General features: G+C 64.4%; 22 protein-coding genes and 1 other RNA gene. 18 read left to right on the top strand and 5 right to left on the bottom strand.

Features of this window, described 5'->3' with window-relative positions:
- Positions 1–199: 199 nt before the first annotated feature.
- Both BRA62_RS01545 and BRA62_RS01540 read left to right on the top strand, forming a co-directional pair.
- Positions 200–643, top strand: coding sequence for a DUF5804 family protein (locus tag BRA62_RS01545; RefSeq protein ID WP_292364320.1), 444 nt, complete (start codon positions 200–202; stop codon positions 641–643).
- A gap of 62 nt (positions 644–705) precedes the next feature.
- The gene (locus tag BRA62_RS01540; protein WP_292364319.1) at positions 706–1,299 is read left to right on the top strand and encodes a GNAT family N-acetyltransferase; all 594 of its coding nucleotides are present in this window, start codon (positions 706–708) and stop codon (positions 1,297–1,299) included.
- Positions 1,300–1,736: 437 nt separating this feature from the next.
- Here BRA62_RS01540 and BRA62_RS01535 read toward each other — a convergent pair whose 3' ends face one another.
- Complete coding sequence (locus tag BRA62_RS01535) at positions 1,737–2,975, bottom strand: proteasome-activating nucleotidase (protein ID WP_292364318.1); 1,239 nt, start codon at positions 2,973–2,975, stop codon at positions 1,737–1,739.
- A gap of 57 nt (positions 2,976–3,032) precedes the next feature.
- On the opposite strand from BRA62_RS01535, the gene BRA62_RS01530 reads away from it, so the two are divergent.
- The 9 genes from BRA62_RS01530 (at position 3,033) to BRA62_RS01490 (ending at position 11,636) form a co-directional block, all read left to right on the top strand.
- Positions 3,033–3,524 carry a multiprotein bridging factor aMBF1 gene (locus tag BRA62_RS01530; protein WP_292364317.1) on the top strand — a complete coding sequence of 164 codons (492 nt, stop codon included), beginning with the start codon at positions 3,033–3,035 and terminating at the stop codon, positions 3,522–3,524.
- A 310-nt stretch (positions 3,525–3,834) separates the two neighbouring features.
- Positions 3,835–4,626: a 2-amino-3,7-dideoxy-D-threo-hept-6-ulosonate synthase gene (locus BRA62_RS01525; RefSeq protein ID WP_292364316.1), complete on the top strand. Its 792-nt coding sequence runs from the start codon at positions 3,835–3,837 to the stop codon at positions 4,624–4,626.
- Between the two features lie 5 nt (positions 4,627–4,631).
- Entirely contained in the window at positions 4,632–5,417 is a 786-nt protein-coding gene (locus BRA62_RS01520) for a 2-amino-3,7-dideoxy-D-threo-hept-6-ulosonate synthase (protein ID WP_292364334.1), read from the top strand.
- A complete protein-coding gene (locus tag BRA62_RS01515; protein WP_292364315.1) occupies positions 5,414–6,400 on the top strand; it encodes a 3-dehydroquinate synthase II in 987 nt (328 codons plus the stop codon). The genes BRA62_RS01520 and BRA62_RS01515 overlap by 4 nt, the downstream gene beginning before the upstream one ends.
- Positions 6,401–6,405: 5 nt before the next feature.
- Positions 6,406–7,230 (top strand): prephenate dehydrogenase/arogenate dehydrogenase family protein, encoded by an 825-nt coding sequence (locus tag BRA62_RS01510; RefSeq protein ID WP_292364314.1) that lies wholly within the window; start codon positions 6,406–6,408, stop codon positions 7,228–7,230.
- The gene (locus BRA62_RS01505) at positions 7,227–8,018 is read left to right on the top strand and encodes a prephenate dehydratase (protein WP_292364312.1); all 792 of its coding nucleotides are present in this window, start codon (positions 7,227–7,229) and stop codon (positions 8,016–8,018) included. The genes BRA62_RS01510 and BRA62_RS01505 overlap by 4 nt, the downstream gene beginning before the upstream one ends.
- Complete coding sequence (aroA, locus tag BRA62_RS01500) at positions 8,015–9,283, top strand: 3-phosphoshikimate 1-carboxyvinyltransferase (RefSeq protein ID WP_292364310.1); 1,269 nt, start codon at positions 8,015–8,017, stop codon at positions 9,281–9,283. Before BRA62_RS01505 ends, aroA begins: the two co-directional genes overlap by 4 nt.
- Entirely contained in the window at positions 9,280–10,644 is a 1,365-nt protein-coding gene (aroE, locus tag BRA62_RS01495; RefSeq protein WP_292364308.1) for a shikimate dehydrogenase, read from the top strand. The genes aroA and aroE overlap by 4 nt, the downstream gene beginning before the upstream one ends.
- Complete coding sequence (locus BRA62_RS01490; protein ID WP_292364307.1) at positions 10,641–11,636, top strand: chorismate synthase; 996 nt, start codon at positions 10,641–10,643, stop codon at positions 11,634–11,636. The genes aroE and BRA62_RS01490 overlap by 4 nt, the downstream gene beginning before the upstream one ends.
- Before the next feature lie 338 nt (positions 11,637–11,974).
- Here BRA62_RS01490 and BRA62_RS01485 read toward each other — a convergent pair whose 3' ends face one another.
- Both BRA62_RS01485 and BRA62_RS01480 read right to left on the bottom strand, forming a co-directional pair.
- Complete coding sequence (locus tag BRA62_RS01485) at positions 11,975–12,604, bottom strand: type I 3-dehydroquinate dehydratase (RefSeq protein ID WP_292364306.1); 630 nt, start codon at positions 12,602–12,604, stop codon at positions 11,975–11,977.
- Positions 12,605–12,683: 79 nt separating this feature from the next.
- Positions 12,684–13,484, bottom strand: a complete 801-nt coding sequence (locus BRA62_RS01480) for a pyrroline-5-carboxylate reductase family protein (RefSeq protein WP_292364305.1) — start codon at positions 13,482–13,484, stop codon at positions 12,684–12,686.
- A 97-nt stretch (positions 13,485–13,581) separates the two neighbouring features.
- On the opposite strand from BRA62_RS01480, the gene BRA62_RS01475 reads away from it, so the two are divergent.
- Both BRA62_RS01475 and tpiA read left to right on the top strand, forming a co-directional pair.
- Entirely contained in the window at positions 13,582–16,104 is a 2,523-nt protein-coding gene (locus BRA62_RS01475) for a DUF3656 domain-containing U32 family peptidase (RefSeq protein ID WP_292364304.1), read from the top strand.
- A 1,327-nt stretch (positions 16,105–17,431) separates the two neighbouring features.
- A complete protein-coding gene (gene tpiA, locus BRA62_RS01470) occupies positions 17,432–18,100 on the top strand; it encodes a triose-phosphate isomerase (RefSeq protein ID WP_292364303.1) in 669 nt (222 codons plus the stop codon).
- Positions 18,101–18,103: 3 nt separating this feature from the next.
- On the opposite strand, the gene BRA62_RS01465 is transcribed toward tpiA, so the two are convergent.
- A complete protein-coding gene (locus tag BRA62_RS01465) occupies positions 18,104–18,658 on the bottom strand; it encodes a CBS domain-containing protein (protein WP_292364302.1) in 555 nt (184 codons plus the stop codon).
- Between the two features lie 88 nt (positions 18,659–18,746).
- Between BRA62_RS01465 and BRA62_RS01460 the strand changes: the two genes are divergently transcribed.
- Positions 18,747–19,007 carry a hypothetical protein gene (locus BRA62_RS01460; RefSeq protein WP_292364300.1) on the top strand — a complete coding sequence of 87 codons (261 nt, stop codon included), beginning with the start codon at positions 18,747–18,749 and terminating at the stop codon, positions 19,005–19,007.
- 27 nt (positions 19,008–19,034) lie between these two features.
- On the opposite strand, the gene rnpB is transcribed toward BRA62_RS01460, so the two are convergent.
- Positions 19,035–19,378, bottom strand: an RNA gene (gene rnpB / locus BRA62_RS01455) — RNase P RNA component.
- A gap of 173 nt (positions 19,379–19,551) precedes the next feature.
- Between rnpB and BRA62_RS01450 the strand changes: the two genes are divergently transcribed.
- The 4 genes from BRA62_RS01450 to arcS are packed head-to-tail and all read left to right on the top strand — an operon-like array spanning position 19,552 to position 23,801.
- The gene (locus BRA62_RS01450; protein WP_292364299.1) at positions 19,552–20,127 is read left to right on the top strand and encodes a hypothetical protein; all 576 of its coding nucleotides are present in this window, start codon (positions 19,552–19,554) and stop codon (positions 20,125–20,127) included.
- A 29-nt stretch (positions 20,128–20,156) separates the two neighbouring features.
- A complete protein-coding gene (locus tag BRA62_RS01445; RefSeq protein ID WP_292364298.1) occupies positions 20,157–20,723 on the top strand; it encodes a TIGR00296 family protein in 567 nt (188 codons plus the stop codon).
- A gap of 5 nt (positions 20,724–20,728) precedes the next feature.
- The gene (gene tgtA, locus BRA62_RS01440; protein WP_292364297.1) at positions 20,729–22,180 is read left to right on the top strand and encodes a tRNA guanosine(15) transglycosylase TgtA; all 1,452 of its coding nucleotides are present in this window, start codon (positions 20,729–20,731) and stop codon (positions 22,178–22,180) included.
- Positions 22,167–23,801, top strand: coding sequence for an archaeosine synthase subunit alpha (gene arcS, locus BRA62_RS01435; RefSeq protein ID WP_292364295.1), 1,635 nt, complete (start codon positions 22,167–22,169; stop codon positions 23,799–23,801). Before tgtA ends, arcS begins: the two co-directional genes overlap by 14 nt.
- Positions 23,802–23,892 lie beyond the last annotated feature (91 nt).

The raw sequence follows: 23,892 nt of genomic DNA, 5'->3' as shown, positions 1-23,892 counted from the left end.
AGACGCGATATCCCCCCGGAATCCGTGTATCGTTCATACGACTGGCAGAAACTTGAATTTCGGAGGTGCGAATGTTCGGGCACTTTATGGCTTTGCGGTGAGATTGCCACAGGATATACTCCTATCTATCTTCCCCCAACAGGGCTTCGGGGCAGATTCGAAGGAAACCTTATCGACCTCACACGCCCACAACTATGCAATGAACGTCCTCCTCATTCAGCCGGAGGGGGTTGACCTCTACGCCACCCTGCTCAAATCCGAGACCAGCAGAGGCGTTCTTCGTTTTTATCAGCCTGATCGGCTTGCATACGGCATACGCATCCGGACGGCGTCGCTCGGGAGCGCGCTCGCCCTCGTCTCCGAACTCCGGTGGTACATCCAGCGTTACGTCGAGGAGGTCCTCTTCGAGACCGGATACGGTGCATTCTGCTCGTCCGGGCTTGCCCGGCAGATCTACGAGCGGGACGTGAAACCCGCGTCCCCGTGGAGATACCGCTGCCTCTACCGGATCGCCGGGGATCATTTGGTCGATACGATATGGATGGACGAGGGCGCGATGCCGGCGACGTATGCCGACCGTATGGACCCCGGGGATACGGTGCTCGAGGTCTGGTGCGCTGAAGAGGAGTATCCGGCCGGATAGGGTGGCTCTCCTCACTTCTGAAAGTCCTCCCACTATTATAGAGGAAGATCGAAGATTGCTACATGCAGCATAGCTGGATCGGCGGAGACCTGAAGTTCTCCTACTGCACCGAGCACGACCTTCCCGATATATCCCGGATGCTCTCGAAGGAGTCGGTCTGCAGGTGGCTGTTTTTCGGGCCGAATACGGAAGAAGCTACACGGGCCTATTTTCTCCCCCTGATCGAGGAGATGCGGACGGCGCTCCGGGAAGGGAGAACGCCGGATCACCATGTGTTCACGGTAAGACTGGAGGGTACCGGAGACTTCGTCGGGCAGTGTGCACTGTTCCCGGTCGATTTCAGTCCCGGATCATTTCTGATCGGTTACCAGCTCGACGATGTATACTGGAAAAAAGGCTACGGCACCCAGACCTGCTGTTTTCTGGTCTACTTCGCGTTCACCGTGCTCGACGGTTACCGGCTGAACGGCGACACCGTTGCCGGCAATACGGCATCGCGGCGGGTGATGGAGAGATGCGGCTTTGTCCTGGAGGGTACCCAGAGGCGGTACTGGCATGCCGCGGATGGATATCACGATCGCATGATCTTCGGCCTTCTAAAGAGCGATCTTGCCCCGGAGCGTCTTTCGGCACTGGAGAAGGCGTTCACGGGATAGCGTCCGGCTGCGGGTTCAACAACCCGAGATTCGAAAAGGGCCTTGTTGAAGGTCTCTCCGGACAGTCGTTCCTGGAACAGGGCCTGCTCTGCAGAACAGGCACAGTCACGATCGCAGTGAACCGCACCTGACGGTGTTCACATCCCCTCGTATCTGGTATTTTTCTGCAGTCACACTAGCACGGATTTCAAGGGAGTATCGCCATTGGGGAGGGGCTGACGGGGAGGGGGGCATGCCCCCCTCCCCTGTCCCCACAGCGAAACCCTTCGGTTTCTCGAACTCCTGCCGTTCCGGCAGTCGTTCCCCCGTGGCGATAGTCCCACGGTCCACTGCATGGGGACATGCCTGAGGAGACAAACCGGGCCCAGCACCAACCTCATCAAGGTAAGGAATGAAGACCAGAAAAGGGGTTCAACGGAGCCAAAAAGAGATACCCTTCAGGCGAACATCTCGCCGAAGGTGGTGTGGAAGTGGTGGCGGTCGAAGTCCACCGCGAGCTTGTCGATCGCCTTCATGAAATCGTCGGTGTTGACCGAATCGCGCTCCATCCTGATGGCGAACATGCCCGCCTCCATGCATATCGCCCGGAGGTCGGCACCGTTCTTGCCTTCCGTGAGCCGGGAAACCTCCGAGAGGTTGACGTCCTCGCTGATGTTCATGTGCTGGGTGTGGATCTTTAAGATCGCAAGCCTCCCCTGGTGGTCGGGGAGCGGGATCTCGATCATCCGGTCGAACCGGCCCGGGCGGAGGAGGGCGCGGTCGAGGATGTCGATCCGGTTCGTCGCCGCGACGATCTTGACGTCCCCGCGGTTGTCGAAGCCGTCCATCTCTGCCAGGAGCTGCATCAGCGTCCGCTGGACTTCGCGATCCCCGGACGTCGTCGAGTCGTTCCGGTGCGCGCCGATCGCGTCGATCTCGTCGATGAAGATGATCGACGGCGCCCTCTGCTTCGCGAGGTCGAAGAGTTCCCGGACCAGGCGGGCCCCCTCACCGATGTACTTCTGCACCAGCTCCGAGCCGACCACGCGGAGGAAATGTGCGTTCGTCTGGTGGGCTACCGCCCGGGCGAGGAGTGTCTTTCCCGTGCCTGGCGGACCGTAGAGGAGCACGCCCTTCGGCGGGGAGATGCCGACCTTCTCGAAGAGTTGCGGCTTTGTCAGGGGCAGTTCGACGGCTTCCCGGATCTCTTCTACCTGCGGTTCAAGGCCGCCGATGTTCTCGTAAGTCTCCTCCGGGGACTCGACCAGTTCCATGCCGTAGATCTGCGCGTCGTAACTTGTGGGGAGCACGTCCACGATGGCCAGAGACTGCTGGTTGAGCGTGCACCGCACACCCGGTTTGAGGAGATCGGGGTCGATGAGCTGGGATGTGCGGACCAGAAACCGCGGTCCTGCACTGCTTCGCACGATCACCCGGCTGTTGTCGATGACGTCGGTAACTGTCCCGATCACGAGAGGAGGACTTCTAAGCTGTTCGATCTCGCTCTTGAGTTTTCGGAGCTCCCGTTCGTAGCGGATCTTCTGGGTTTCAACGTATCGTTTCTCGGACTCCATCTGGCGAAATTGTTCGCGTAACTCCAGGTTTCGGTTTTCGAGGTTCGTAATCCGTTCCAGGAGATACTGGTAGATGTCTTCACCGGTATCCTTGTCTGGTGCCTGCCGAGCGATATCTCCCATGGGTCTCCTCGATTAATTATATAGGTTAAAATGAATATAAAATTGTTTGCGAGACTTATGCAGTGCGAATTATGCGGCGCTCCTATAGTGGGACCGTCGAAAACCATCCAGATCGAGGGTGCAGAGCTCTGTGTCTGCGTTCGATGTGCGAAACATGGTACAGAAGTCCAGCAACCGCGACGAAAAGGTGCGCCGCAGAAGAAGCCGGGACTCGCCGCCCCACAGGCCCCCCGGAGGAGGCCCCGGGACGTCTTTGACCTGATGGAAGGAGAACTCGTCGACGATTATGCCGACCGGATCCGGACCGCCCGGGAAGAGAAGGAATGGTCCACGCTCGACCTTGCACAGGCGATCAAGGAGCGTGAGCTCCTAGTCAAGAAGATTGAGAAGGGCGACCTCATCCCCGAAGACGATGTCCGGCGAAAACTTGAGAAAGCACTCAACATCAGGCTGATCGACTCGGCCGAAGACAGCACCTCCACGGGCGGGCCCGGCCGGGTGACCATGACCGTCGGCGACGTCATATCCTTCAAGAAGAGCCGGAAGTAGGGCAATCGCCATACTTTTTCCCGGGGCCCCCTTCCCTGGCCCGGATTCAACTCTTGTGCAGGGATCCGTCATGTTTTTATACAAGCACACGTAATGATATACGCAATGCGTGGTGAATGTTTTTTCGCCGGTGACCGCTTTTACCTCGGTTAACGGAGTAACCGCCACTTGCGCAGGATTGATTCGCCAGTTTTTGACCGCCGGTACCCGTGATGACGGAGCGGCAGCGTTCTATCGCTATTTTATCTGGTTTATCCAGTTTTAATCATCCCGGAAGATTGTATCATCAAGATCCGGGAGGACTATAGTTATGAGAGGAAAAGAGATTCGTCTGAAACGTATCATGGATCGGAACACCGGCAAGACCATCATCGTGCCGCTCGACCACGGAGTGACGCTTGGCCCCATCCCGGGGCTGGTAGATGTCGGAAGGACCATTGACCTTGTCGCCGAGGGGGGAGCAAACACAGTGATCGGCCATGTGGGGCTTGCGCTGCACGGGCACCGGGGGCACGGGCGGGACGTCGGCCTTATTATGCACCTCTCCGCGAGCACCAGCATCGGCCCGGACCCGAACGACAAGGTGCTCGTGAACACCGTCACGAACGCCCTGAAGATGGGCGCCGACGGCGTTTCGGTGCATATCAACGTCGGCGCCGACTCCGAGGCACGGATGCTCGAAGACCTGGGCAGGGTTGCGGTCACGTGCATGGAGTGGGGGATGCCGCTCCTCGCGATGATGTACCCGCGGGGCAGGAAGGTCGCGGACGAGCACGACCTCGAGAGCGTCAAACTCTCTGCACGGGTGGCGGCGGAGCTCGGCGCCGATATCGTCAAGACCGTCTACACCGGAGACGCGGACTCGTTCCGGGAAGTAACGAGAGGATGCCCGGTACCCGTCGTGGTCGCCGGCGGCTCAAAGACCGACGAAGCGGCGATCCTCGACCTGGTCGAGGGTGCGATGGAAGGGGGTGCCGCCGGGATATCGATCGGGAGGAACGCCTTCCAGCACCCGGCGCCCGATCGCCTTATCCGTGCCGCCGCGCTGATCATTCATGAAGGACGGTCGGCAGAAGAAGCAGTTGAGATTCTCCGGACGTGATGGATATGATTGGAAAAGAGATCCGCCTGGAGCGGATTATGGACAGAAACACCGGCCGTGCCGTGATCATTCCCATGGATCACGGGTTCACGCTGGGCCAGATCGAGGGGCTCTGCAACATGACCGAGACCGTCAACGCGGTGAGCGAGGGCGGAGCAAACGCCATCGTGCTCCACAAGGGCATGGTGAAGGGAGGGCACCGGAAGCACGGAAAGGATATCGGCCTCATCGTGCACCTCTCCGCGAGCACCTCGATGAACCCCGACCCGAACGACAAGGTGCTCGTCTGCACCGTGGAGGAGGCGGTCGCGCTCGGCGCCGACGCGGTCTCGATCCACATCAACCTCGGCGCGCCGAACGAGTCGAGGATGATCGAGTCGGCGGGCGAGGTGGTGCGGGACTGCAACCGCTGGGGGATACCGCTCCTGATCATGATCTACCCCCGCGGCCAGGGGATCGATCCCGCATCCCCGCAGGCGATCGGGCACTGCGTCCGGGTGGCGGAAGAGCTCGGGGCCGACCTCATTAAGACAAACTACACCGGCGATGCCGAGACGTTTGGCCGGATCACCGCCGCATGCTCGGTGCCGGTGATGATCGCCGGCGGCGAGAAGGGCGGGGACCTCGAGACGCTCACGACCATCCGCGACGCCATCGGGGCAGGCGCAGCGGGCGTCTGCATGGGGAGAAACGCCTTCCAGCGCGACGACCCCGCCTGGTTCATAGGCGCGATCTGCCGGGTGGTGCACGAGGGCGTAAGCCCGGCCGAAGCCCTGGAGACTGAGCGATGAAACTCTTCTGGGTCGATCTCCGGCCGTGGAGGAAGGATCTCGCGACCACCGCGATCGAGAGCGGAGCAGATGCCCTGGTGACGGACGACGCAGAACGCGTGCGCGAACTCGGCCGGGTGACGACGGTCGGGGAGAACGGCGACCTCGTCCCCGGAAAAGACGTCTTCGAAGTCGAGATCGTCGATAAGGCGACCGAGAAGGAGGCGCTCCGGCTCTCCCGCGAGGGTCTTGTCATCGTCCGGACGCGGGACTGGACGGTCATCCCGCTCGAGAACCTCGTCGCGCAGTCCGACCGGATTATTGCGGGGGTCGGAGGCGCCGACGAGGCGAAGGTCGCCCTGACCGTTCTCGAGCGCGGGGCGGCGGGCATCCTTCTTGCGACCGACGATCCGGCGGAGATCCGGCGGGTGGCGAAGACGATCGCCGGCGCCGGCGAAGAGGTTCCTCTCGTCCCGTTCGAGGTGACCCGGATCGTCCCCGTCGGGATGGGGGACCGGGTCTGCGTGGACACCTGCTCGATCCTCGCCGACGGGGAAGGGATGCTCGTCGGCAACACCTCCTCGGCGTTCCTGCTGGTGCACCCCGAGACCCTGGAGAACCCCTACGTGGCGCCGCGCCCGTTCCGGGTGAACGCCGGAGCGGTGCACGCCTACATCCTCCTCCCCGGCGGGAAGACCGCGTACCTCGCCGACCTCGCGGTGGGGGATAGGGTGCTCGTCGCGGAGCATACCGGCCCGACCCACGAAGCGGTCGTCGGGAGGGTGAAGATCGAGCGCCGCCCGCTCCTCCTCGTCGAGGCGAAGGCCGGCGACGCTACGGTGAGCCTGGTCCTCCAGAATGCCGAGACGATCCGGCTCGTCAGAGTAGACGGCACGCCCGTATCGGTCGCCGCCCTCGCGGTGGGCGACACGGTGCTCGGCAGCGTCGCGGAGGGCGGGCGCCATTTCGGTGTCGCCGTCAGGGAAACCATCCTGGAGAAGTGACGGCAATGCTTGCAGGCATCATCGGCGGCACGGGGCAGATGGGACGGTTCTTTGCGGGGGTCTTTCAGGCCGCCGGCTGGGAGACGATCGTCTCCGGGACGAAGACGCCCCTCACCAGCCGGGACGTCGCGGAGATGGCAGATCTCGTCATGGTATCGGTGCCGATCCGCGCCACCGTCGGTGTGATCCGCCAGATCGCCCCGCTTCTCTCGGAGGAGCAGATCTTCTGCGACCTCACCTCCCTCAAGGTCGAACCGGTCAGGGCGATGCTCGCCTCCCGTGCGGAGGTGATCGGCCTCCACCCGATGTTCGGGCCCAACACCGCATCGCTCCGGGGCCAGACAATCGTCGCCACCCCGGCCCGGTGCAGCCCGGAGACCCTCGACGGCCTCCTCTCCGTCTTCCGCGACCAGGGGGCGACGATCACCCTCTCGACACCAGAAGACCACGACAGGATGATGGCGGTGATCCAGGGGCTCACCCACTTCGGGACGCTTGCGAAAGCGGAAGCCATCCGCCGGACCGGCGCCGACGTCGCGGAGACACTCCGGTTCACGAGCCCCGTCTACCGGATCGAGATGGGGCTCGTCGGACGGCTCCTTGCCCAGGATGCAGGGCTCTACGGCGACATCCTGCAGATGAACCCGGCGGTCCCGGAGGTGCTCAGCGAGTTCGAGGAGGCTGTCCGGACGCTCCGGGAGATCGTCGAGTCCGGGGACGCTGAACGGTTCCGGGCGTTCTTTGCCGCGAACGCCGGCCACTACGCCTCGTACCTCGGAGCCGCGACGGCAGAGACGGACGACCTCATCAACCACGTGGTGAACCGATGACGGTCGCAACACTCGGACCGGCCGGGACGTTCAGCCACGAACTCGCCGCCGCACTCTTTGGCGACGACGTCGAACTCCTGCCGACCATCCGTTCAATCATCGATCGCGTGGCAGCCGGCGTAGCGAAAGGGCTCGTGCCGATCGAAAACTCGGAGGCCGGCGGCGTGGGGGAGACGCTCCAGGGGCTTATGGAGTTCGACGTCTCGATTACCGGAGAAGCCTACATGCCCATCCGGCACCACCTTGCGGCACGGGAGGAGCCTTCGCGTCTCGGCGTCATCTACGCCCACCCGCAGACGCACGAACAGTGCTCCGTCCTCCTCGACAGCCTCGGCGTGGAGGTCGTGCATACGAGCAGCAACGCCGCAAGCGCTGTCGCCATGCAGAAAGATGAGCACGCCGGCGCGGTCGTCTCGGAGATGGCGGCGCGGATCTACGGCCTCCCGATAGTGCTCCGGGACCTCCAGAACAGCAGGAAAAACATCACCCGGTTCGTGGAGATATCAGCCGTCCCATGCGCGGATGCAGGGTCCACGAAGTGCAGCCTCCTTGTGGACCCGCAGATCGACCGGGTCGGGCTCCTTGCGGATATCCTCGGGGTCTTCGCCCGGCGCGGGATCAACCTGACCCGGATCGAGTCGCGGCCGTCCCGCAGGGGCATCGGGAGGTACATATTCTTCATCGATCTGGAGGTCTCCGAAGGACTGCAGGAGGCAAGGGAGGAACTCAAAGAAATGACCACCGTCAGGGAACTCGGGTGCTACGCCCGCATGGAGGTGCCGATATGATCGTCAGGGTATCCAGGACCGGACCGGTCGACGCGGCGTTTGAGGCCCCCCCTTCCAAGAGTTACACCCACCGGGCGCTGATCGCGGCAGCGCTTGCCGGCGGCGAGTCGCGCATCGCGGCCCCGCTCCGGGCGGCCGATACGGAACTGACCGCCCGGGGGCTCGAGAGCCTCGGGGTGGCGATCGAGTGGCTGCCGGAGGAGATCGCCGTCTCCGGGTGCGGCGGCACCTTCCCCACACCGGGAGAGGTGACCATCGACTGCGGGAACTCCGGGACGACGCTGCGGCTCCTCACCTCGGCGGCACTCCTTGCCCGGCACCCGGTGGTGCTGACGGGCAATGCGAGGATGCTCGAGCGGCCGGTCGGCCCCCTTGCCGGGGCGCTCGGGGCCCTCGGTGCCGACGTCGTGTTCACCGGCCGGCCGGGGTTCCCGCCCATCCGGGTCTCCGGCAGGCTCCGGGGCGGGAAGACGGAGATCGACGGGAGCATCAGCAGCCAGTTCATATCATCCATCCTGATGGCGGCGCCGTACGCGGAGGAGGACGTGGAACTCACGCTCCCGGCGGCCCCGGCATCCCGGTCGTACCTCGACGTGACCGCGGACGTGATGCTCCGGTTCGGCGCCCGCCTCGAGCAGCGAGGCTACGACTGGTTCCGGGTGAAGAGCGGCGTACCCTACCGGGGGAGGGGTTACCGGGTCGAGGGCGACTACTCCTCGGCGTCATACCTCTTCGCGGTCGCGGCCGTCTGCGGCGGGAAGGTCACGGTCACCGGCTTAAACCCTGCATCGGTCCAGGGGGACCGGCGGTTCCTCGAAGCCCTCGAGGCGATGGGGTGCCGGGTGACCGCCAGGGGAGACGCGGTGATGGTGGAGCGGACGGACCCCCTCCGGGGCATCGAGATTGATATGTCCTCTTCCCCCGACACCGTCCAGACGCTCGCGGCGGTGGCGGCGACGGCAGGGTCGCCGACGACGATCACCGGGATTGCGCACCTGCAGTACAAGGAGAGCGACCGCGTCGGGGTGACGTCGGATACCCTCCGGCGGATGGGTGCGGGAGTCGAGGTTACGGAGGACTCCCTCACGATCACGCCCGCCCCCCTTCACGGCGTGGCCGTCGACCCGCACGACGATCATCGGACGGCGATGGCGTTTGCGGTGCTCGGCCTCGCGGTCGGAGGGATGGCGATCCTTGAACCGGAGTGCGTGGCGAAGTCCTTCCCCGGGTTCTGGGAAGCGCTCTACCGGGAGGGGCTGCTGTGAAGATCGTCCTTGTGGGCTTCCGGGGGACCGGGAAGACCTCGGTCGGGCGGATACTCGCGGATCGCCTCGGGCTGCCGTTCTACGACACCGATGCGCTGGTGGAACAACGGGCCGCGATGCCGATCCCGGAGATATTCCGCCGGGCCGGTGAGCCGCACTTCCGGGCCCTCGAGCGGGAGGTTGTCACGTCGCTCAGGAATGCAGAAGGCGTGATCGGCACCGGCGGCGGGGCGGTATGCGACCCGGCTAACGTCGCGGACCTCCGGTGGCACGGCACGGTCTTCCTTCTAGCGGCCGCGCCCGAAGTCGTCCATGAGCGGATCGCCGGGAGCGACCGGCCGGGGCTGACGGGTCTCCCCCCCGAAGAAGAGGTGCGCGCGCTCCTCGCCCGACGGAAGGAGGCTTATCTGGGTGCGGCCGATGCATGCATCGATACCGGGACCTTCACTCCCGCCGGGGTCGCGGACATCATCCTCCGGCCGATCAGGGGGGAGGCCGGCATCTCCCCGGACGACGCAAGCGAGCGCGATACTCTCCTTGATCGATTCGGGCTCACGGCCGTCCGGGATATGCTCGACCGGGACCCGGACCTCCGGCTCTGCGCCATCGCCGGCAACCCCTGCGCCCACAGCAGAAGCCCGCTCCTCTACAACCGGCTCTTTGCGCACTTCGGGATGAACTACCACTACACCCGCCTCGAGTGGCCGGATGCGGGAGTCATCGTCCGCCTCGCAACGCTCCTTCCCTTAAAAGGCCTCTCCGTCACCATCCCGTTCAAGACCGACGTGATGCGCTATCTCGATGAGATCGACGATCACGCGGCGGCGATCGGGGCGGTGAATACCATAGTTCGATGCGGCGGAAGGTTGTACGGTCACAACACCGACTGGCTGGGGGTCCGGATCCCGCTCATCCACCGGCGAGGCGCCCGGGCGGTGGTGCTCGGCGCCGGCGGTGCGGCGGCTGCGGCGGTCTACGCCCTCGTGTCGCTCGATATGGAAGTGACGGTGCTTTCCCGGACGGCGGGGGCGGCACAGAAGCTTGCTGAACGCTTCAACTGCCGGTGGGGGAGCCTCGAAGGGTTCAAAGGAGCCGACGCCGATGTAGTGGTACACGCAACCCCGGTCGGGATGGAGCCCGACACCCGGAGCCTGCTTGCCGCGGGCGACCTCGAGCGGAAGACGACCGTATTCGACCTCGTCTACACGCCGCCGGAGACGCCGCTCATCCGGGCGGCGAGAGAGGCCGGGTGCGAGACGATACCCGGCACGGAGATGTTCGTCCACCAGGCGGCGGAGCAGTTCCGGCTGATAACCGGGATTGCGGTCTCGCCCGCGCTGGTTCGGGAGATGCTTGCATGAACACGTTCGGGAGAAACTTCAGGTGCACAACGTTCGGCGAGAGCCACGGGTTGGCAGTGGGCGTGGTCGTCGACGGCTGCCCGCCCGGTGTCCCCCTCACGGAGGCGGATATCCAGCCCTACCTCGACCGCAGGCGGCCGGGGAAGAGCCCCCTCGAGTCAGGGAGGCAGGAGGCCGACCGGGTGGAGATCGTCTCAGGGGTTTTTGAGGAGCGGACGACCGGCGCCCCGATCGCGCTCGTCGTCAGGAACAGGGACGTCCGGTCGGAGGACTACGACGCGCTCCGGAACGTCTTCCGGCCGGGGCACGCCGATTACACCTGGCAGGCGAAGTACGGGCTCCGCGACCACCGCGGCGGCGGGAGAAGTTCCGGCCGGGAAACCCTTGCCCGGGTCGCGGCGGGAGCGGTGGCGGTGCGCTGCCTTGCACCCTGCGGCATCACGATCCGCGGGAGACTGATCGAGGTGCACGCCGCGACGGAGCCGGAAGCGATGGAAGCGGAGATCCGTGCCGCCCGCGATGCAGGCGATTCCGTGGGTGGCATCGTCGAGGTGACGGCGTCCGGGTGCCCGGCGGGCCTCGGCGACCCGGTGTTCGGGAAGCTCGACGCCGCCATCGCCGGAGCGATGATGGGCATCGGTGCGGTGAAGGGCGTCGAGCTCGGCGAGGGGTTCGGCGCCGCACGGCTGTTTGGGAGCGAGATGAACGACCAGATCGGCGAAGCCGGGTTTTTGAGCAACCACGCGGGCGGCGTCCTCGGCGGGATCAGCACCGGGCAGGATATCGTCGTCCGGCTTGCCGTCAAGCCGACGCCCTCGATACGTAAGGCACAGCGGACCGTCGATACCGTCGGGGAGGAGCGGGAGATAACGGTCGAAGGGCGGCACGACCCCTGCATCGCACCGCGGGTTGTACCGGTCGCCGAGTGCATGCTCGCGATTGTTATTCTGGATGCGATGCTCGAGCAGGCGAAGTACCGGGGATGGGCGTAACGTGTGGATGGGGCCGGTTCCTGAAGAAATGGGGAAGAGAGCCGGGGTTCACGTTCCCTGCAAAAAATCGCCGTTTTCTAGCGATCAAGATTGAAAAATCAACGGGTATCGAGTTAAGCCCGGTGCAGTGGACCGTGGGAGTATCGCCATTGGGGAGCGGCTGACGGGGAGGGGGGCACGCCCCCCTCCCCTGTCTCTATCCCATAAGGCTCTACTTGTGACCCCACCTCACCCGGCCTCCGGCCTCCTCCTCCGCCCCACAGGGGCGGAGGCAGTGCGTGGCGATATCCCCCAAGTAAGCCGCTGGGTATGCGACAGACAACTTTTCGGTTACCCCCTCACTTCAACAAATCCGCAATCTGCCGCATCTCCCGAATATGGTACTGCCCTTCGGCCGTCGGGGTGCCGGCATGGCTGAACGTGAATTCCGAGCCGAAGAGGGGCAGGATTGCACGTGCGTAGCGGAACTCAGCGCCCATGATGCTCGTGCAGATGGGTTTCTGGGCACGGAAGGTAAACATGAGGAGTTCGAAGAGGTCCTCCCGGGTCCGGGGCTTCACGACGATCTTCGGTATGTCGCCATAAGACCTGAGCATCTCCTCGATCCTCCCGAGCTCCGGCGGGGTGGGCATCTCGTTCGTGTGCAGCGACGCGAGGATCTGGACCCCCTGGCTCTTGATGAACGGCGCGTGGTCCCGATACCGTGCCTCCACGTCCACGATATCGACATACCTCGCGATCGGCCCGACGATCCGGGCCCAGAGATCAACATCGCCGACGAACCGCCCTCCCTCCTCTCTGCTCCTGAGCGTGGCAATCAGCGGGATGGCGGTCTTCTCCCGGATAGCACGGACCTGGTCCAGCGGGTCTCCCTCCATCCGGTCAAGCCTGACCTCGATGAATGTCGGGTTGTACTCCGCCACCTCATCGATAACGCCGGCATTCTCCACAGAGACGACGATCTTCATACTTACCGGATGTATTCCTGCCCTATCACTTAAAAGTCTGCCTGCGGTCGTTATGGATCGTGAGCGGCTGCTGCCTTCGTCACTTTCCCACCGCACCGTAGCGCTCCAGCATGGCGGCGACTGCCCCGTCGAAGACACCCGGCAGCCGTTCCCGGAGCCGCTTCACCCCGGCCTCCGTGACGCCGCCGCCGGTCGCAACCTCCTCGACCAGGTCCCGGGGTGCCTCGCCTGTCTCCCGGAGGTAGGCGGCCGTGGCCGCGACCATCTCCGTTGCGAGCATAAGCGCCCGGTCCGGCGGGAGTCCGCTTGCACGGGCTGTCGCCCCGGCAAGTTCCTCAATGATGACCGCAAGCAGCCCCGGCCCGCAACTCGAGAGAAGGGTGGCCGCCGGGAGGTTCGTCTCGTCGACGAGCACTACATTCCCGATGGACGAAAAGAGCCCTTCGACACGGAGAGCATCGTGCATGCCCACCTGCCGCCCGTGGCAGACCAGCGTCGTCCCCTGCCCGACAGTGGAGGTGACCGTGGGCATGACCCTGGTGACCGATCCCGGGAACAGCTCCTCAAGGTCCTTAAGGCCGATGCCTGCGGCAAGCGAGACGATCTGCTCGTCCCCCTCCGTGACGGAGACAATCTCGTTGAGAACGCCCATCGTCTCCTGCGGCCTGACGGCGAGGATGATGAGCCGGCACTGCCGGGCGAGTTCCCTGTTCGCTCTAGCGATGCCGATTCCGGGCCATGCTGCGGCGCACGCGTCCAGGCTCGTCCGGCTCTTCGACGCAACCACGACTTCATCGGGGCCGAGCGCACCGGATGCGACGAACCCGTTCACCAGCATGCTGCCCATATGCCCGTAGCCGATAATTCCCACACGATCCATATCAGGCCTCCTCTTCACATCGCTCTACTGCCCCAAAAGGATACCCGTTCCTGCCGGGGTGGAGTATATAGGCCGGCGGGGCGACTGTACCTGACAGATGCTGCACGATCACCAGCAGGGATCCGGGTCGCCGGAACTGCTTGCGCCGGCCGGGTCGCCGGAGGCCCTGGCCGCAGCGGTTGCCGCCGGCGCCGACGCCGTCTACCTTGCCGGGAGGCGTTTTGGAGCCCGGCATTACGCGGCGAACTTCTCCGGCGAGGAGCTCCGGTCCGCCGTCGACTACGCACACCTCCGGGGAGTCAGGGTCTACGTCACCGTGAACACCCTCATCCGGGACGCCGAACTCCCCGACGTGGCCCGTTACCTCCTCTGGCTCTACGAGTCCGGGGTCGATGCCGTCCTGGTTCAGGACACCGGGGTGGCGTCGCTCGCCCGGGAGGCGGTCCCGGACCTCCCCCTCCACGCCTCGACCCAGATGGCAATCCACAACCGGGAAGGCGTGGTCCGGGCGGCACGGGAGGGGTTCTCCCGCGTGGTGCTGGCGCGGGAACTCACTCTATCCGAGATCGAGGATATCGCGGCCGATGCCGGGACGCAGGGGATCGGTATCGAGGTCTTCGCCCACGGAGCGCTCTGCTACTGCTACTCGGGCCAGTGCCTCCTCTCCTCCGTCATCGGGGGGCGGAGCGGGAACCGCGGGATGTGCGCCCAGCCGTGCAGGAAGCCCTACCGGCTCGTGACCGCCGGGACGGACGATTTTGGGCGCCCAAAGGACCTCCGTGTTGTGCCCGCAGAGGACCGCTACCTGCTCTCCACCCGGGATCTCTCGGTATACCCGCGCCTCGACCTCCTCGCCCGTACACCGGTGGCGTCGCTCAAGATCGAGGGGAGGATGCGCTCGGCGGGGTACGTCGCCACGGTGACGGGCATCTACCGGCGTGCCCTCGATGCGATCGCCGCCGGGGAGGCCTGGTCCCCCTCGCGGGAGGATATGCGGGACCTCGCGCTCGCGTTCAACCGGGAGTTCACGGAGGGCTACATCCTCGGCGCCCGCGACATCATGGCCCGTGACCGGCCCGGGAACCGGGGCGTTCCGCTCGGCACGGCTATCGGCTACGACCCCCGGAGGCAGGAGGCCGCCGTGCGCCTCACGGGCGATCTCGCGCCCCGCTCCGGCGACGGGCTGGCCTTCTGCACCGACGACCCCGAAGAGGACGTGGGGGCGGTCGTCCGCGGCGCCCCCGCCGTCCGCCGCGGCATAGTAAGGCTCAGCGTCCCCGCGCCTGTCGCGGTCGGCGCCCGGGTCTTCCTGACGAGGAGCGCGGACCTCGAGGAGCGGGCAAAACGGGTCATGGAAAAACCCCTGCAGCCGCTGCCGCTCGATGTGACGGTCGCCTGGGAGGACGGCACACCCTGCCTGGAGGCGGTCATCGACCCAACCGGCGGCGAACCCCTGCGGGTGCGCTACCGCCCGGACCTTCGGATGGAGCCGGCACGGAGCCGGCCGCTTACCGGAGAGCAGATCGCGGAGCAGTTCGGGAAGACCGGGGGGACGCCGTTTGCGATCAGAAACCTGGATCTCCGGTATCCGGGGGGGCTCTTTGCGCCGCTCGGGGAGTTGAACAGGGTCCGGCGAACGTTTTTGGAGAGGGTCAAGGAGGCCGTGCTCGCCGCACGGCGACCGGGGCCGGATGCGGTGCAGCCGGCCCGGGAACGAACCGGGGCGGCGATTGCCGGGATGGAACGGCCGGCAGGTTCTCACCGGAAACCCCGGCTCCCGTCGGTCTCGGTCTACACCGACACCCTCGAGGGTGCCAAGGCCGCCGTCCGGGGCGGTGCCCGCACCGTCTACCTGGAGCCCTGCACCCCGGCGACCCGCGGCCTCCTCGAAGAAGCCGCCGCCTGCCGTGAGGAGGGTGCGGACCTTGTCTGGAAATGGCCGTCGATCACCCGTCGCGACTTCATCGACGCGGCGACCCCCCTCCTCCCGTCGCTCTACGATGCGGGCGTCCGCGGGGTGATGGTGAGCGGAATGGGCGCCGCGGACGCGGTCCGGCGGGCCGAACCCCGGCTGGCGCTCTTCGGCGCCGCCGGGCTGAACCTCTGGAACCACCGCACCGCCGCGGAACTCGCGCCGCTTTTGCGGTGCACTGCATCCCCCGAACTCCCGGCCGACGACCTTGCAGCGCTCGCGGAGTCGTTCGGGAGCACCCCTGAACTCGAGGTGCTCGTGCAGGGCAACATCGAGGCGATGGTGACCGAGGATAGGCTGGCGACGACGGTCTCCGGGGAAGAGTTCCTGGGTCTCCAGGACGGGCGCAACCGCGTCTTCCCGCTCCGGTGCGACGGCGAGGGGAGGACCTACATCGCCAACGCCGTCGAAACCTGTCTTATCGACCGTCTGCCCCGGATCGCAGGGATGGGCATCGACGCCGTCGCCATCGACGCACGGGGAAGGGGGGCCCGCTACGCCGGGGATATGGCCCGCCTCTACCGGGCGGGGATCGATGCGGTGGGCCGCCGGGAGCCGGGCGTCCTCCCCGGGCTCAAGGACGAGGTGAAACAGCGGGCGCTCGGGGGCATCACCGGCGGGCATTTTGTTAGGGGGATTGAGGAGTAAGCTTCTGTCAAGTTTCTCCTAAATTCGCTTATCCTGCCGACCACGAGACAGGGCGGGTTCAGAAATACCCGCGTAATTTTGATGACGGAATGTCATTCCCAGACACCCAGTAGTGAAGGCGTTCTGAGGTCGCGTCGATCACAGGTTCGATCAATGGAAATAGTGACGTCTGATGCAGAAATAGTGCATTCATTTTGGAGTGGTTCTTCTCAGGCTTGTCCGGTACGCTGGATCGTAGGGATATCGCCATTGGGGGAACGACGCTCCGGAGAACGACGTCCTGAAAGGACGGAGTTCGAGAAACCCGCAGGGTTTCGAGGCGTGAGCGAAAGCGAACGTGAGCACCGAAGGTGCGAGGAGCGGAGTTCGAGCACCGAAGGTGCGAGGTGGGGCTGACGGGGAGTGCGACGGGCGGGACGGCCGGAGCATGAGCACCCGAAGGGTGCGGAGTGCGACGGTTCGTAGAACCGGAGCTCGACCACCGTCAGGTGAGAAGGGGGGCATACCCCCCTCCCCTGTCTCCACCCCATAAAGGAGGCGTGTAACCCCCACTCGAAGACCTCCGGTCTTCTCAAGCTCCGGTTCTGACGAACCGTCGCACCCCACCCGGCCTTCGGCCTCCTCACTCGCACCTGACGGTGCTCAAACTCCTTCCCCCGTGGGGAAGTCGTTCCGCCCCCCCAAGGGGCGAGGGCAGTGCAGGGCGATAGCCGATGGAACCCCATATTCGGAGCGCCAGTAAACACAATCCCTCAGTTCCAACTTAACCATGATTTTCATGCGAACTACTGTACTGAAAAGAGGAAGTTTGGGGTATTCTCATCAACATCTATCGGTTCTTCCACGTCATGTCGCCAGTTCCTTTGATGTGAAAATCCGGTACCTGTCGCTTCCACCAAGCGCGAACAGATAACAGCGCAACGAAAACCATGATCATTGCTATGACAGCAATCCAGAAATGGATCTCATCGATATGGGTATGCATACGGAAAGAAGGGTCGAAGAGTGCGATTCTAAAGAGAACAAGTGAGATAAAGAGATACAGACCAACTGAGGCAATGGGATGATGCGTCGAGAACCGCTCGAACTTTCTATAGGCGGTTGAAAGTGTTGAGCGACTTGGTTTCCGTTTTTTGCTATAAGGGTGGCAACGATGAGGCTTTTTTCCCATACGAAAAACGCTTATCGCATGGGGAGTTTAATCTAACGATTTAATATCACACGCGAGATCGTGCGCAGGTATTATCATCCCCGTGATAAATTAACAAATCTCGCGAGTGTTTGCAACGAGAGATAGTACGTATCAATTAGTTATGAGGTAATAAGTATGGTTTCACCGTTTGTTCTGGTCAACCTCAAGACCTATCAGGAAGGTATGGGCAGTAACGCTCACCGGATCGCCGCTGCGGCCGAGACCGTGGCGAAAGAGAGCGGCGCCGTCATCGGCATCGCGCCGGTCTTCACCGAGATCCACCCGATGAGCCACCACTACGCGATACCCGTCTACGCCCAGCATATCGACGCGATCACCCCGGGCGCCCATACCGGCCATATTCTCCCTGAAGCCGTCCGGTCGGCGGGCGCGCGGGGCACCCTGATCAACCACTCCGAGCGCCGCCTCACCCTGGCTGATATCGACGCCTGCGTCCAGGCTGCACGGAGGCTCCACCTCGAGTCGGTCGTCTGCACGAACAACGACTTGACGAGCGCCGCCGCCGCAGCGCTCGGGCCGGACTACGTGGCGGTCGAACCCCCGGAACTGATCGGGAGCGGGGTCTCGGTCTCGAAGGCCGACCCGGGGATCATCGAGCGGTCCGTCAACGCCGTCAGGACGGTGAACCCGGACGTGAAAGTCCTGACCGGAGCAGGCATCCAGTCGGGCGAATGCGTGAAGATCGCCGTCGACCTCGGGACCTGCGGCGTCCTCCTCGCCTCAAGCGTGGTCAAGGCCGACGATCCCGAAGCGGTTCTCCGGGACCTGGTCTCGCTGCTCTAAAAATCAGGTGATCAATGATATCAGGTCGTGCTTGGTGATCACACCCTGCACCTTCCCCTTCTCGATAACAACGACTGCGTGGCTGTGGTGCAGGAGATGGACGACCGTATCGATGGGCGCCGTCGGGGGAACCGTCGGGAAACCGGGCTCCATGTAGTCCTGCACCAGTTTCCGGTGCGTCTGGTGGAGTCCCCCTTCTTCCATGGCGTTCATGATTGCCGACTCGGATATGCACCCGACCGGCACCCCGTTCTCGAGCACCGGCAGCTGGGAGATGCCGTTCTGGCCCATGATCTCGACGGCACGGCTGACGGGGTCGTCCGGGGCAACGGAGAGCACGGGTGCGTTCATCACGTCGGCCGCCGTGATTGCCGAGTTTTCAGCTGCCTGCAGGACTTCCACGATTCTTGCAAGCGTGCTCACCCTCGGGTCCACGCTGCCCGCCTCGATCCGCGCGACCATGGACTGGCTGATGCCGGCCATGCGGGCCACATCAGCCTGTTTTAAGCCCATACGGAGCCGTTTCTCCCGCAGCTCGGCCGGGGTGGGTATCTCCATATTATTACTATAGGTAATTTTTATGCATATATACCTGCCTGTGTAACTCCCGGAGAGGTTAATATACCCCGGGGCGCATGAAGGCAGTATGGCCGCAAAAGAGGAGGAGCAGCAGAACGTCCTTGCAAAGGTCAGGGATATACTCTCGACCTACTACACGCGGGATGCCGTCCGGAACGAACTGGAGGCCCTCGGTTTCGACATCAAAGCCGAGCATGGGGACGTTATATCCATGGAGAACGCACCCGCCGAGATCTTCGTCCAGCTCTTCGTAAACGATCGTGGCGACATCTTCGACTCGCATGTCGTGACGTTTGAGGAGATCGAACTGAAACCAAAGGGTGGTTGAACTAGCATAAAAGCGTTTCATTATGAAGAGTGGGAGGAGTAAGCCTCCTTCTGTTCTGTGCGGCATTCAGCTAAGCGCCATACCTGGGCGGATACCAGACGATCCATATGCCCGATTCTGGCTTGCACCCGCAGGGATTCACCGTTTCATCGTATCCCGCCGCTACGTTCAACGAAGTGCGCGGAAACCCGCGCCTCTCGCCCCCCGGACGGAGGGCTCGGTCGTTTCATCACTGACGGCGGGCCGTGTCGTTTCTGTGTCATTGCCGTGACTCTCGCCACCCGCACTTGCATGCGGCTGCGTGTCTGGCCGGTGGGAGGACTTTCCTCAGCAGCACAGGATGTGCCACCGTCGGCCGCACTCTCCCTCTCCCTTATAATATTTTGTGGTGAGAATATAAAGCCGTACGGGTATCCTGCCCGGACTCTCCCGCAACCGCCGGGCACTGCGGACGCTCTGCGAAGGCCCCCGAACCGACCGCGCATCTTCCCGTCACCGGGATAAATTTATATACTCGTTCCCGGGTCTTACCATTGGCGTTACCATGGGGGGGAGCGAGGCCTATACACACCTGGAGCTTGCGGTCATCTTCGCGGCGTTCGTTGCCGTCACCACACTTTTCTCGCTTGTCTCGCTCGGGGCGAGCGCTATGGACAGCGGACCCTCACCCGACTCGGGCGCAGACCCGGTCCTGGCCGCAGGCGAACCGCGTCTTGCGCCGGCCGGGGAAGTCACCGGCTCCTCATCGGTCCCGGGACTCCCCGGGACGTACATCGATACTCTCGCTTTCCGTGTCGTCCATACCGGGGAAAGCGGGTGCGTCGACCTCTCCCGGGCCACCGTTACGGTCATGACAGGAACCTACCTCGAGATCCTCACGCTTTCCGGGAGCTCTCTCCCGGGGCCGGGAACGTGGTCGGCGGCAGTGCCCGGGGGCGGCACCCTCCTGTTCTCCGGAGAGGAGTGCACGATCCGGCTCTGCCTCGACCGCCCCGTCCCTGCAGACGAGGCCCTGACCGTTCTGGTGCGCCCCGAGGGCAACGCACCCTGCTCGATCACCGGACCGGTCAGAATTCCTGCGACCGACGCTAACTCTCTCTCTTCTCCAGATAAAGACTAAAAGTATTCAATATCATACGACCCATTTTGATGGAAATGCTGACCCCGGAAGAAGGCAGAACGGCAGTTCGTCTGGCACGCAAAGCCATCGAGAAAGCCGTCGACGGCAAATGGACGGAGCTGCCCGCTCTTCCCCAGGTCTTTCTGGAGAAGCGCGGCGTCTTCGTCACGATCAAGCGGCAGGGACGCCTCCGCGGATGCATCGGCCTCCCGTACCCGACGAGGCCGCTCGGCGACGCGATCCTTGAAGCGGCCGTATCGGCTGCTCTCGAAGATCCCCGGTTTCCCCCGGTATCGCGGTCGGAACTCGCCGACCTCGATCTCGAGGTGACGGTGCTCACGCTTCCCCGGCCGCTCGACTGCCCGCCGGAAGAGCGCCCCGGCTGTGTCGAGGTCGGGAAGCACGGCCTGATCATCAGCGGCCTCGGGACCGGAGGCCTTCTCCTCCCGCAGGTCCCGACCGAGTACGGCTGGAGCAGCAGAGAGTTCCTCGACCAGACCTGCGTCAAGGCCGGGCTCCGGCCCGGGTGCTGGAAGCGCGACGATGTTGCCGTGCAGACGTTCGAGGGGCAGATATTCGAAGAAAAGGCGGTTTAACCCGAATGGCAATTACTTTTGAGGTCATACACAAAGACATCGCGGGAAGGGTCGGCAGGCTGAGGGTGAACGACAAAACGGTACGGACGCCCGCGCTCCTTCCCGTCGTCAACCCCCACCTTCCCCTGGTAACCCCCCGCGAGATGCAGGAGATGGGCGTCGAAGCGCTGATCACGAACGCCTACATCTTCAGGCGGAGCACGGAATACCACGACCGGGCGCTTGCGGAGGGGCTTCATAAGGTCCTCGACTTCGACGGCGTCGTCATGACCGACTCGGGATCGTTTCAGCTCTCCGTCTACGGGGAGGTCGAGGTGAGCAACCGGGACACGCTCGAGTTCCAGCAGGCGATAGGAAGCGATATCGTCGTCCCCCTGGACATCCCCACCCCGCCGGACGCAGGCCCCGAGAGGGCGGCACGGGAACTCGCGGTAACGATGGAGCGGATCCGCGAGGCACAGGCTCTCTTCCCCGACGCGAACCTGGCGGCGCCGGTGCAGGGCGGCATCTTCACCGACCTCCGCGAGGAGGCGGGACGGGCCGTCCAGGACCTCGACTTCACCTTCGCTCCTATCGGCGCCGTGGTGCCGCTGATGGAGAGTTACCGCTACAAAGAACTCGTGCAGGTCGTCCTCGCGGCGAAACGCGGTCTCTCCCCGGCGACCGCCGTCCACCTCTTCGGCGCGGGCCACCCGTCGATGTTCGCCCTCGCCGTCGCGATGGGCTGCGACCTCTTCGACTCGGCCGCATACGCCCTCTTCGCCCGGGAGGGGCGTTATATCACCCCGCACGGGAGCCTCAAGATCGACGAGCTTGCGGAACTCCCCTGCCCCTGCCGGGTCTGCCGCTCGATGACCGCCGACGAGCTCCGGAAGTCCGACGACCGGGAACGGCTGCTCGCCCTCCACAACCTGCATGTCACGCTTGCAGAGATCGCCCGCATCCGGCAGGCGATCCAGGACGGGACCCTCTGGGAGCTGGTCGACGAGCGGTGCCGGGGCCACCCGCGCCTGCTCGACGGCTACCGGGAACTCCTCGCCCACGCTGTGGAACTCGAACGCGACGATCCTGTCTCCAAGCGCCGGTTCTTCTACCGGGGCTCGGAGACCTGCCGGAGAACGGAGGTGCTCCGGTTCCATGAGGTCATCCCCCGCATCTCCCTCGGGGACCGGGTGCTCGTCTCGTTCGACGGGCGCGAGGTTCCCGGGTTCGACACCGTCCTGAACTTCAAGCCACCCTTCGGGCCCTACCCCGTGGAACTCGCGGAGACCTTCCCGGTAGGCCAGAGCGAAGTCCCGGAATGGGACGACGATATGGTCCGGTCGGGATGCGCGGGCATCCGGACCCTGATGGAGGCGCACCCGGAGAGCCGGTTTGCCGTCCTGTGTGGTGAGGAGTGGGTGCCCCTCGTCCTTGAAGAGGTACCCGATGCGGAGGTGTTCCATGAGCAGGTATGAGGCGCAGAAGCGCGACGGCCTCGCACGGATAGGAACTTATGAAGAGGGTGAGAAGAGCGTGTCGCTCCCTGCCGCACTCGATACGGACGCCCTCTTCCCGGCGCTCCGCGAGCGTTCTCTATCGAACGTTCCGCTCTCCGCGGACCCGGCATTCGTCAGCAATTACTTCTCCCCCGGCGAGGGGCAGCCGGTGGCCGTCCACCCGCTTGCCGCCTCGGCGGAGTCGGGCGACTGCGTCCTGGTCGCAAACTGGCACACGGCACTCAAGAACCCCCGGAGCTCCGCGGCGTGGCTTGCCGGCTTAAAAGAGAAGATCCCGCCGGACACCGCGTGGTACGCCCCGGCCTCGGCGCTCCCCTCGACCGCCTGCCTCCTCGTCTACTCGGGCTTCGACCTCTTCGACTACCGGGCGGTCGACCTCGCCTCCGCGCAGAAGAGGTTCTGCATGCCGGAAGGCGAGTTTTCCGCCTCGTTGATGGAGAGCGGGGTCTGCGGGTGCGAGGGATGCCGGGACGGCAACCTCCGGCAGCACAACCGTCTCGCGCTCGACCGCGAGCTCGCCCTTGTCCGGCACTACATCGAGGCGGGCAGGCTCCGGGAACTGATGGAGGCCCGGTGCCGCACGGACGCCGCACAGGTCGCCATCCTCCGGTTCCTTGACCGGAACTACGCTCTTATGGAGCGCTTCCTTCCGGTGGCCCGGGCGGTGCCGATGCTTGCCGCCACCGCCGAATCACAGAACCGGGCGGAAGTTCGGCGGTTCGCCGACCGGGTGATCGAGCGGTTTGTCCCGACCCGGACGGACGTCGCGGTCCTCCTCCCCTGCTCGGCACGGAAGCCCTACTCGCTCTCCCGGAGCCACCGACTCTTTATGAACACGGTGAACCGGCGGGCGCACGAACTGATCGTCACCTCGCCCCTCGGCCTCGTGCCGAGAGAACTCGAACGGGTCTACCCGGCGGCGCACTACGACGTGCCGGTGACCGGCTACTGGGACCGCGAGGAGTGCACCTTCATCGCCGATATCCTCACCCGCTACTTCGCCGCACACCCCTACCGCCGGGTGATCGCCCACCTTGAGGGCGGGGCGCTCACGGTTGCGGAGATGGCGGCGGAAGCCTGTGGCATCGACCTCGAGGTGACCTGCGAGGGCCACCCGACGTCCCCGGGTTCCCTGCGGGCATTAAACGCCGCCCTTGAGGACGAGCGCCGGATGCAGACCGACACCATCCGCGGCACGGTCTCCTGGCAGTTCGGAACAGAGATCAACACGAAGGGCCTCCAGCTCCGGGGGAGGAGCATGCAGATGGCGGTGCTCCGCGGGAAACAGCAGCTCTTCAGCGTCGACGCGGGGACCGGGCTGTTCCGCCCGACGTTTGCCGGCTGGGACCTGATCCCGGAGGGCTACCGGGTCAGGATCGATGAATTCGTGCCGCAGGGCGACGTCCTCGCCCCGGGGATCACCGACTGCGATCCCCGGATACGGGAGGGCGACGAGGTGCTGGTCGAAGGACCGCTCGCGATCGCCACCGGGCGGGCGATGATGGGCGCGGATGAGATGCTCCGGTCGAAGCGCGGGGTCGCGGTGCGGGTAAGGAAGACGAAGAAGGTCGGGGAGTGAGGGGGTTCAGCGGCGCCAACCTTACGCCAACCGGTTGTCAGAACTGTAGAACTCTGAAAAAGCCTGGTACAGTGGACCGTGGTGGCTATCG

Source organism: Methanoculleus sp. UBA208 (genome assembly GCF_002498065.1).
In the GTDB taxonomy this organism is placed as follows: domain Archaea; phylum Halobacteriota; class Methanomicrobia; order Methanomicrobiales; family Methanoculleaceae; genus Methanoculleus.
Note: the sequence above shows the minus strand (reverse complement) of the source record. Positions and strands in the feature narration are given on the sequence as shown.

Bases quoted from the DNA above. Each gene is read 5' to 3' on its own strand.
- BRA62_RS01545 (WP_292364320.1), top strand. From the start codon at position 200: ATGAACGTCCTCCTCATTCAGCCGGAGGGGGTTGACCTCTACGCCACC.
- BRA62_RS01540 (WP_292364319.1), top strand. From the start codon at position 706: ATGCAGCATAGCTGGATCGGCGGAGACCTGAAGTTCTCCTACTGCACC.
- BRA62_RS01535 (WP_292364318.1), bottom strand. From the start codon at position 2,975: ATGGGAGATATCGCTCGGCAGGCACCAGACAAGGATACCGGTGAAGAC.
- BRA62_RS01530 (WP_292364317.1), top strand. From the start codon at position 3,033: ATGCAGTGCGAATTATGCGGCGCTCCTATAGTGGGACCGTCGAAAACC.
- BRA62_RS01525 (WP_292364316.1), top strand. From the start codon at position 3,835: ATGAGAGGAAAAGAGATTCGTCTGAAACGTATCATGGATCGGAACACC.
- BRA62_RS01520 (WP_292364334.1), top strand. From the start codon at position 4,632: ATGATTGGAAAAGAGATCCGCCTGGAGCGGATTATGGACAGAAACACC.
- BRA62_RS01515 (WP_292364315.1), top strand. From the start codon at position 5,414: ATGAAACTCTTCTGGGTCGATCTCCGGCCGTGGAGGAAGGATCTCGCG.
- BRA62_RS01510 (WP_292364314.1), top strand. From the start codon at position 6,406: ATGCTTGCAGGCATCATCGGCGGCACGGGGCAGATGGGACGGTTCTTT.
- BRA62_RS01505 (WP_292364312.1), top strand. From the start codon at position 7,227: ATGACGGTCGCAACACTCGGACCGGCCGGGACGTTCAGCCACGAACTC.
- aroA (WP_292364310.1), top strand. From the start codon at position 8,015: ATGATCGTCAGGGTATCCAGGACCGGACCGGTCGACGCGGCGTTTGAG.
- BRA62_RS01490 (WP_292364307.1), top strand. From the start codon at position 10,641: ATGAACACGTTCGGGAGAAACTTCAGGTGCACAACGTTCGGCGAGAGC.
- BRA62_RS01485 (WP_292364306.1), bottom strand. From the start codon at position 12,604: ATGAAGATCGTCGTCTCTGTGGAGAATGCCGGCGTTATCGATGAGGTG.
- BRA62_RS01480 (WP_292364305.1), bottom strand. From the start codon at position 13,484: ATGGATCGTGTGGGAATTATCGGCTACGGGCATATGGGCAGCATGCTG.
- BRA62_RS01475 (WP_292364304.1), top strand. From the start codon at position 13,582: ATGCTGCACGATCACCAGCAGGGATCCGGGTCGCCGGAACTGCTTGCG.
- tpiA (WP_292364303.1), top strand. From the start codon at position 17,432: ATGGTTTCACCGTTTGTTCTGGTCAACCTCAAGACCTATCAGGAAGGT.
- BRA62_RS01465 (WP_292364302.1), bottom strand. From the start codon at position 18,658: ATGGAGATACCCACCCCGGCCGAGCTGCGGGAGAAACGGCTCCGTATG.
- BRA62_RS01460 (WP_292364300.1), top strand. From the start codon at position 18,747: ATGGCCGCAAAAGAGGAGGAGCAGCAGAACGTCCTTGCAAAGGTCAGG.
- BRA62_RS01450 (WP_292364299.1), top strand. From the start codon at position 19,552: ATGGGGGGGAGCGAGGCCTATACACACCTGGAGCTTGCGGTCATCTTC.
- BRA62_RS01445 (WP_292364298.1), top strand. From the start codon at position 20,157: ATGGAAATGCTGACCCCGGAAGAAGGCAGAACGGCAGTTCGTCTGGCA.
- tgtA (WP_292364297.1), top strand. From the start codon at position 20,729: ATGGCAATTACTTTTGAGGTCATACACAAAGACATCGCGGGAAGGGTC.
- arcS (WP_292364295.1), top strand. From the start codon at position 22,167: ATGAGCAGGTATGAGGCGCAGAAGCGCGACGGCCTCGCACGGATAGGA.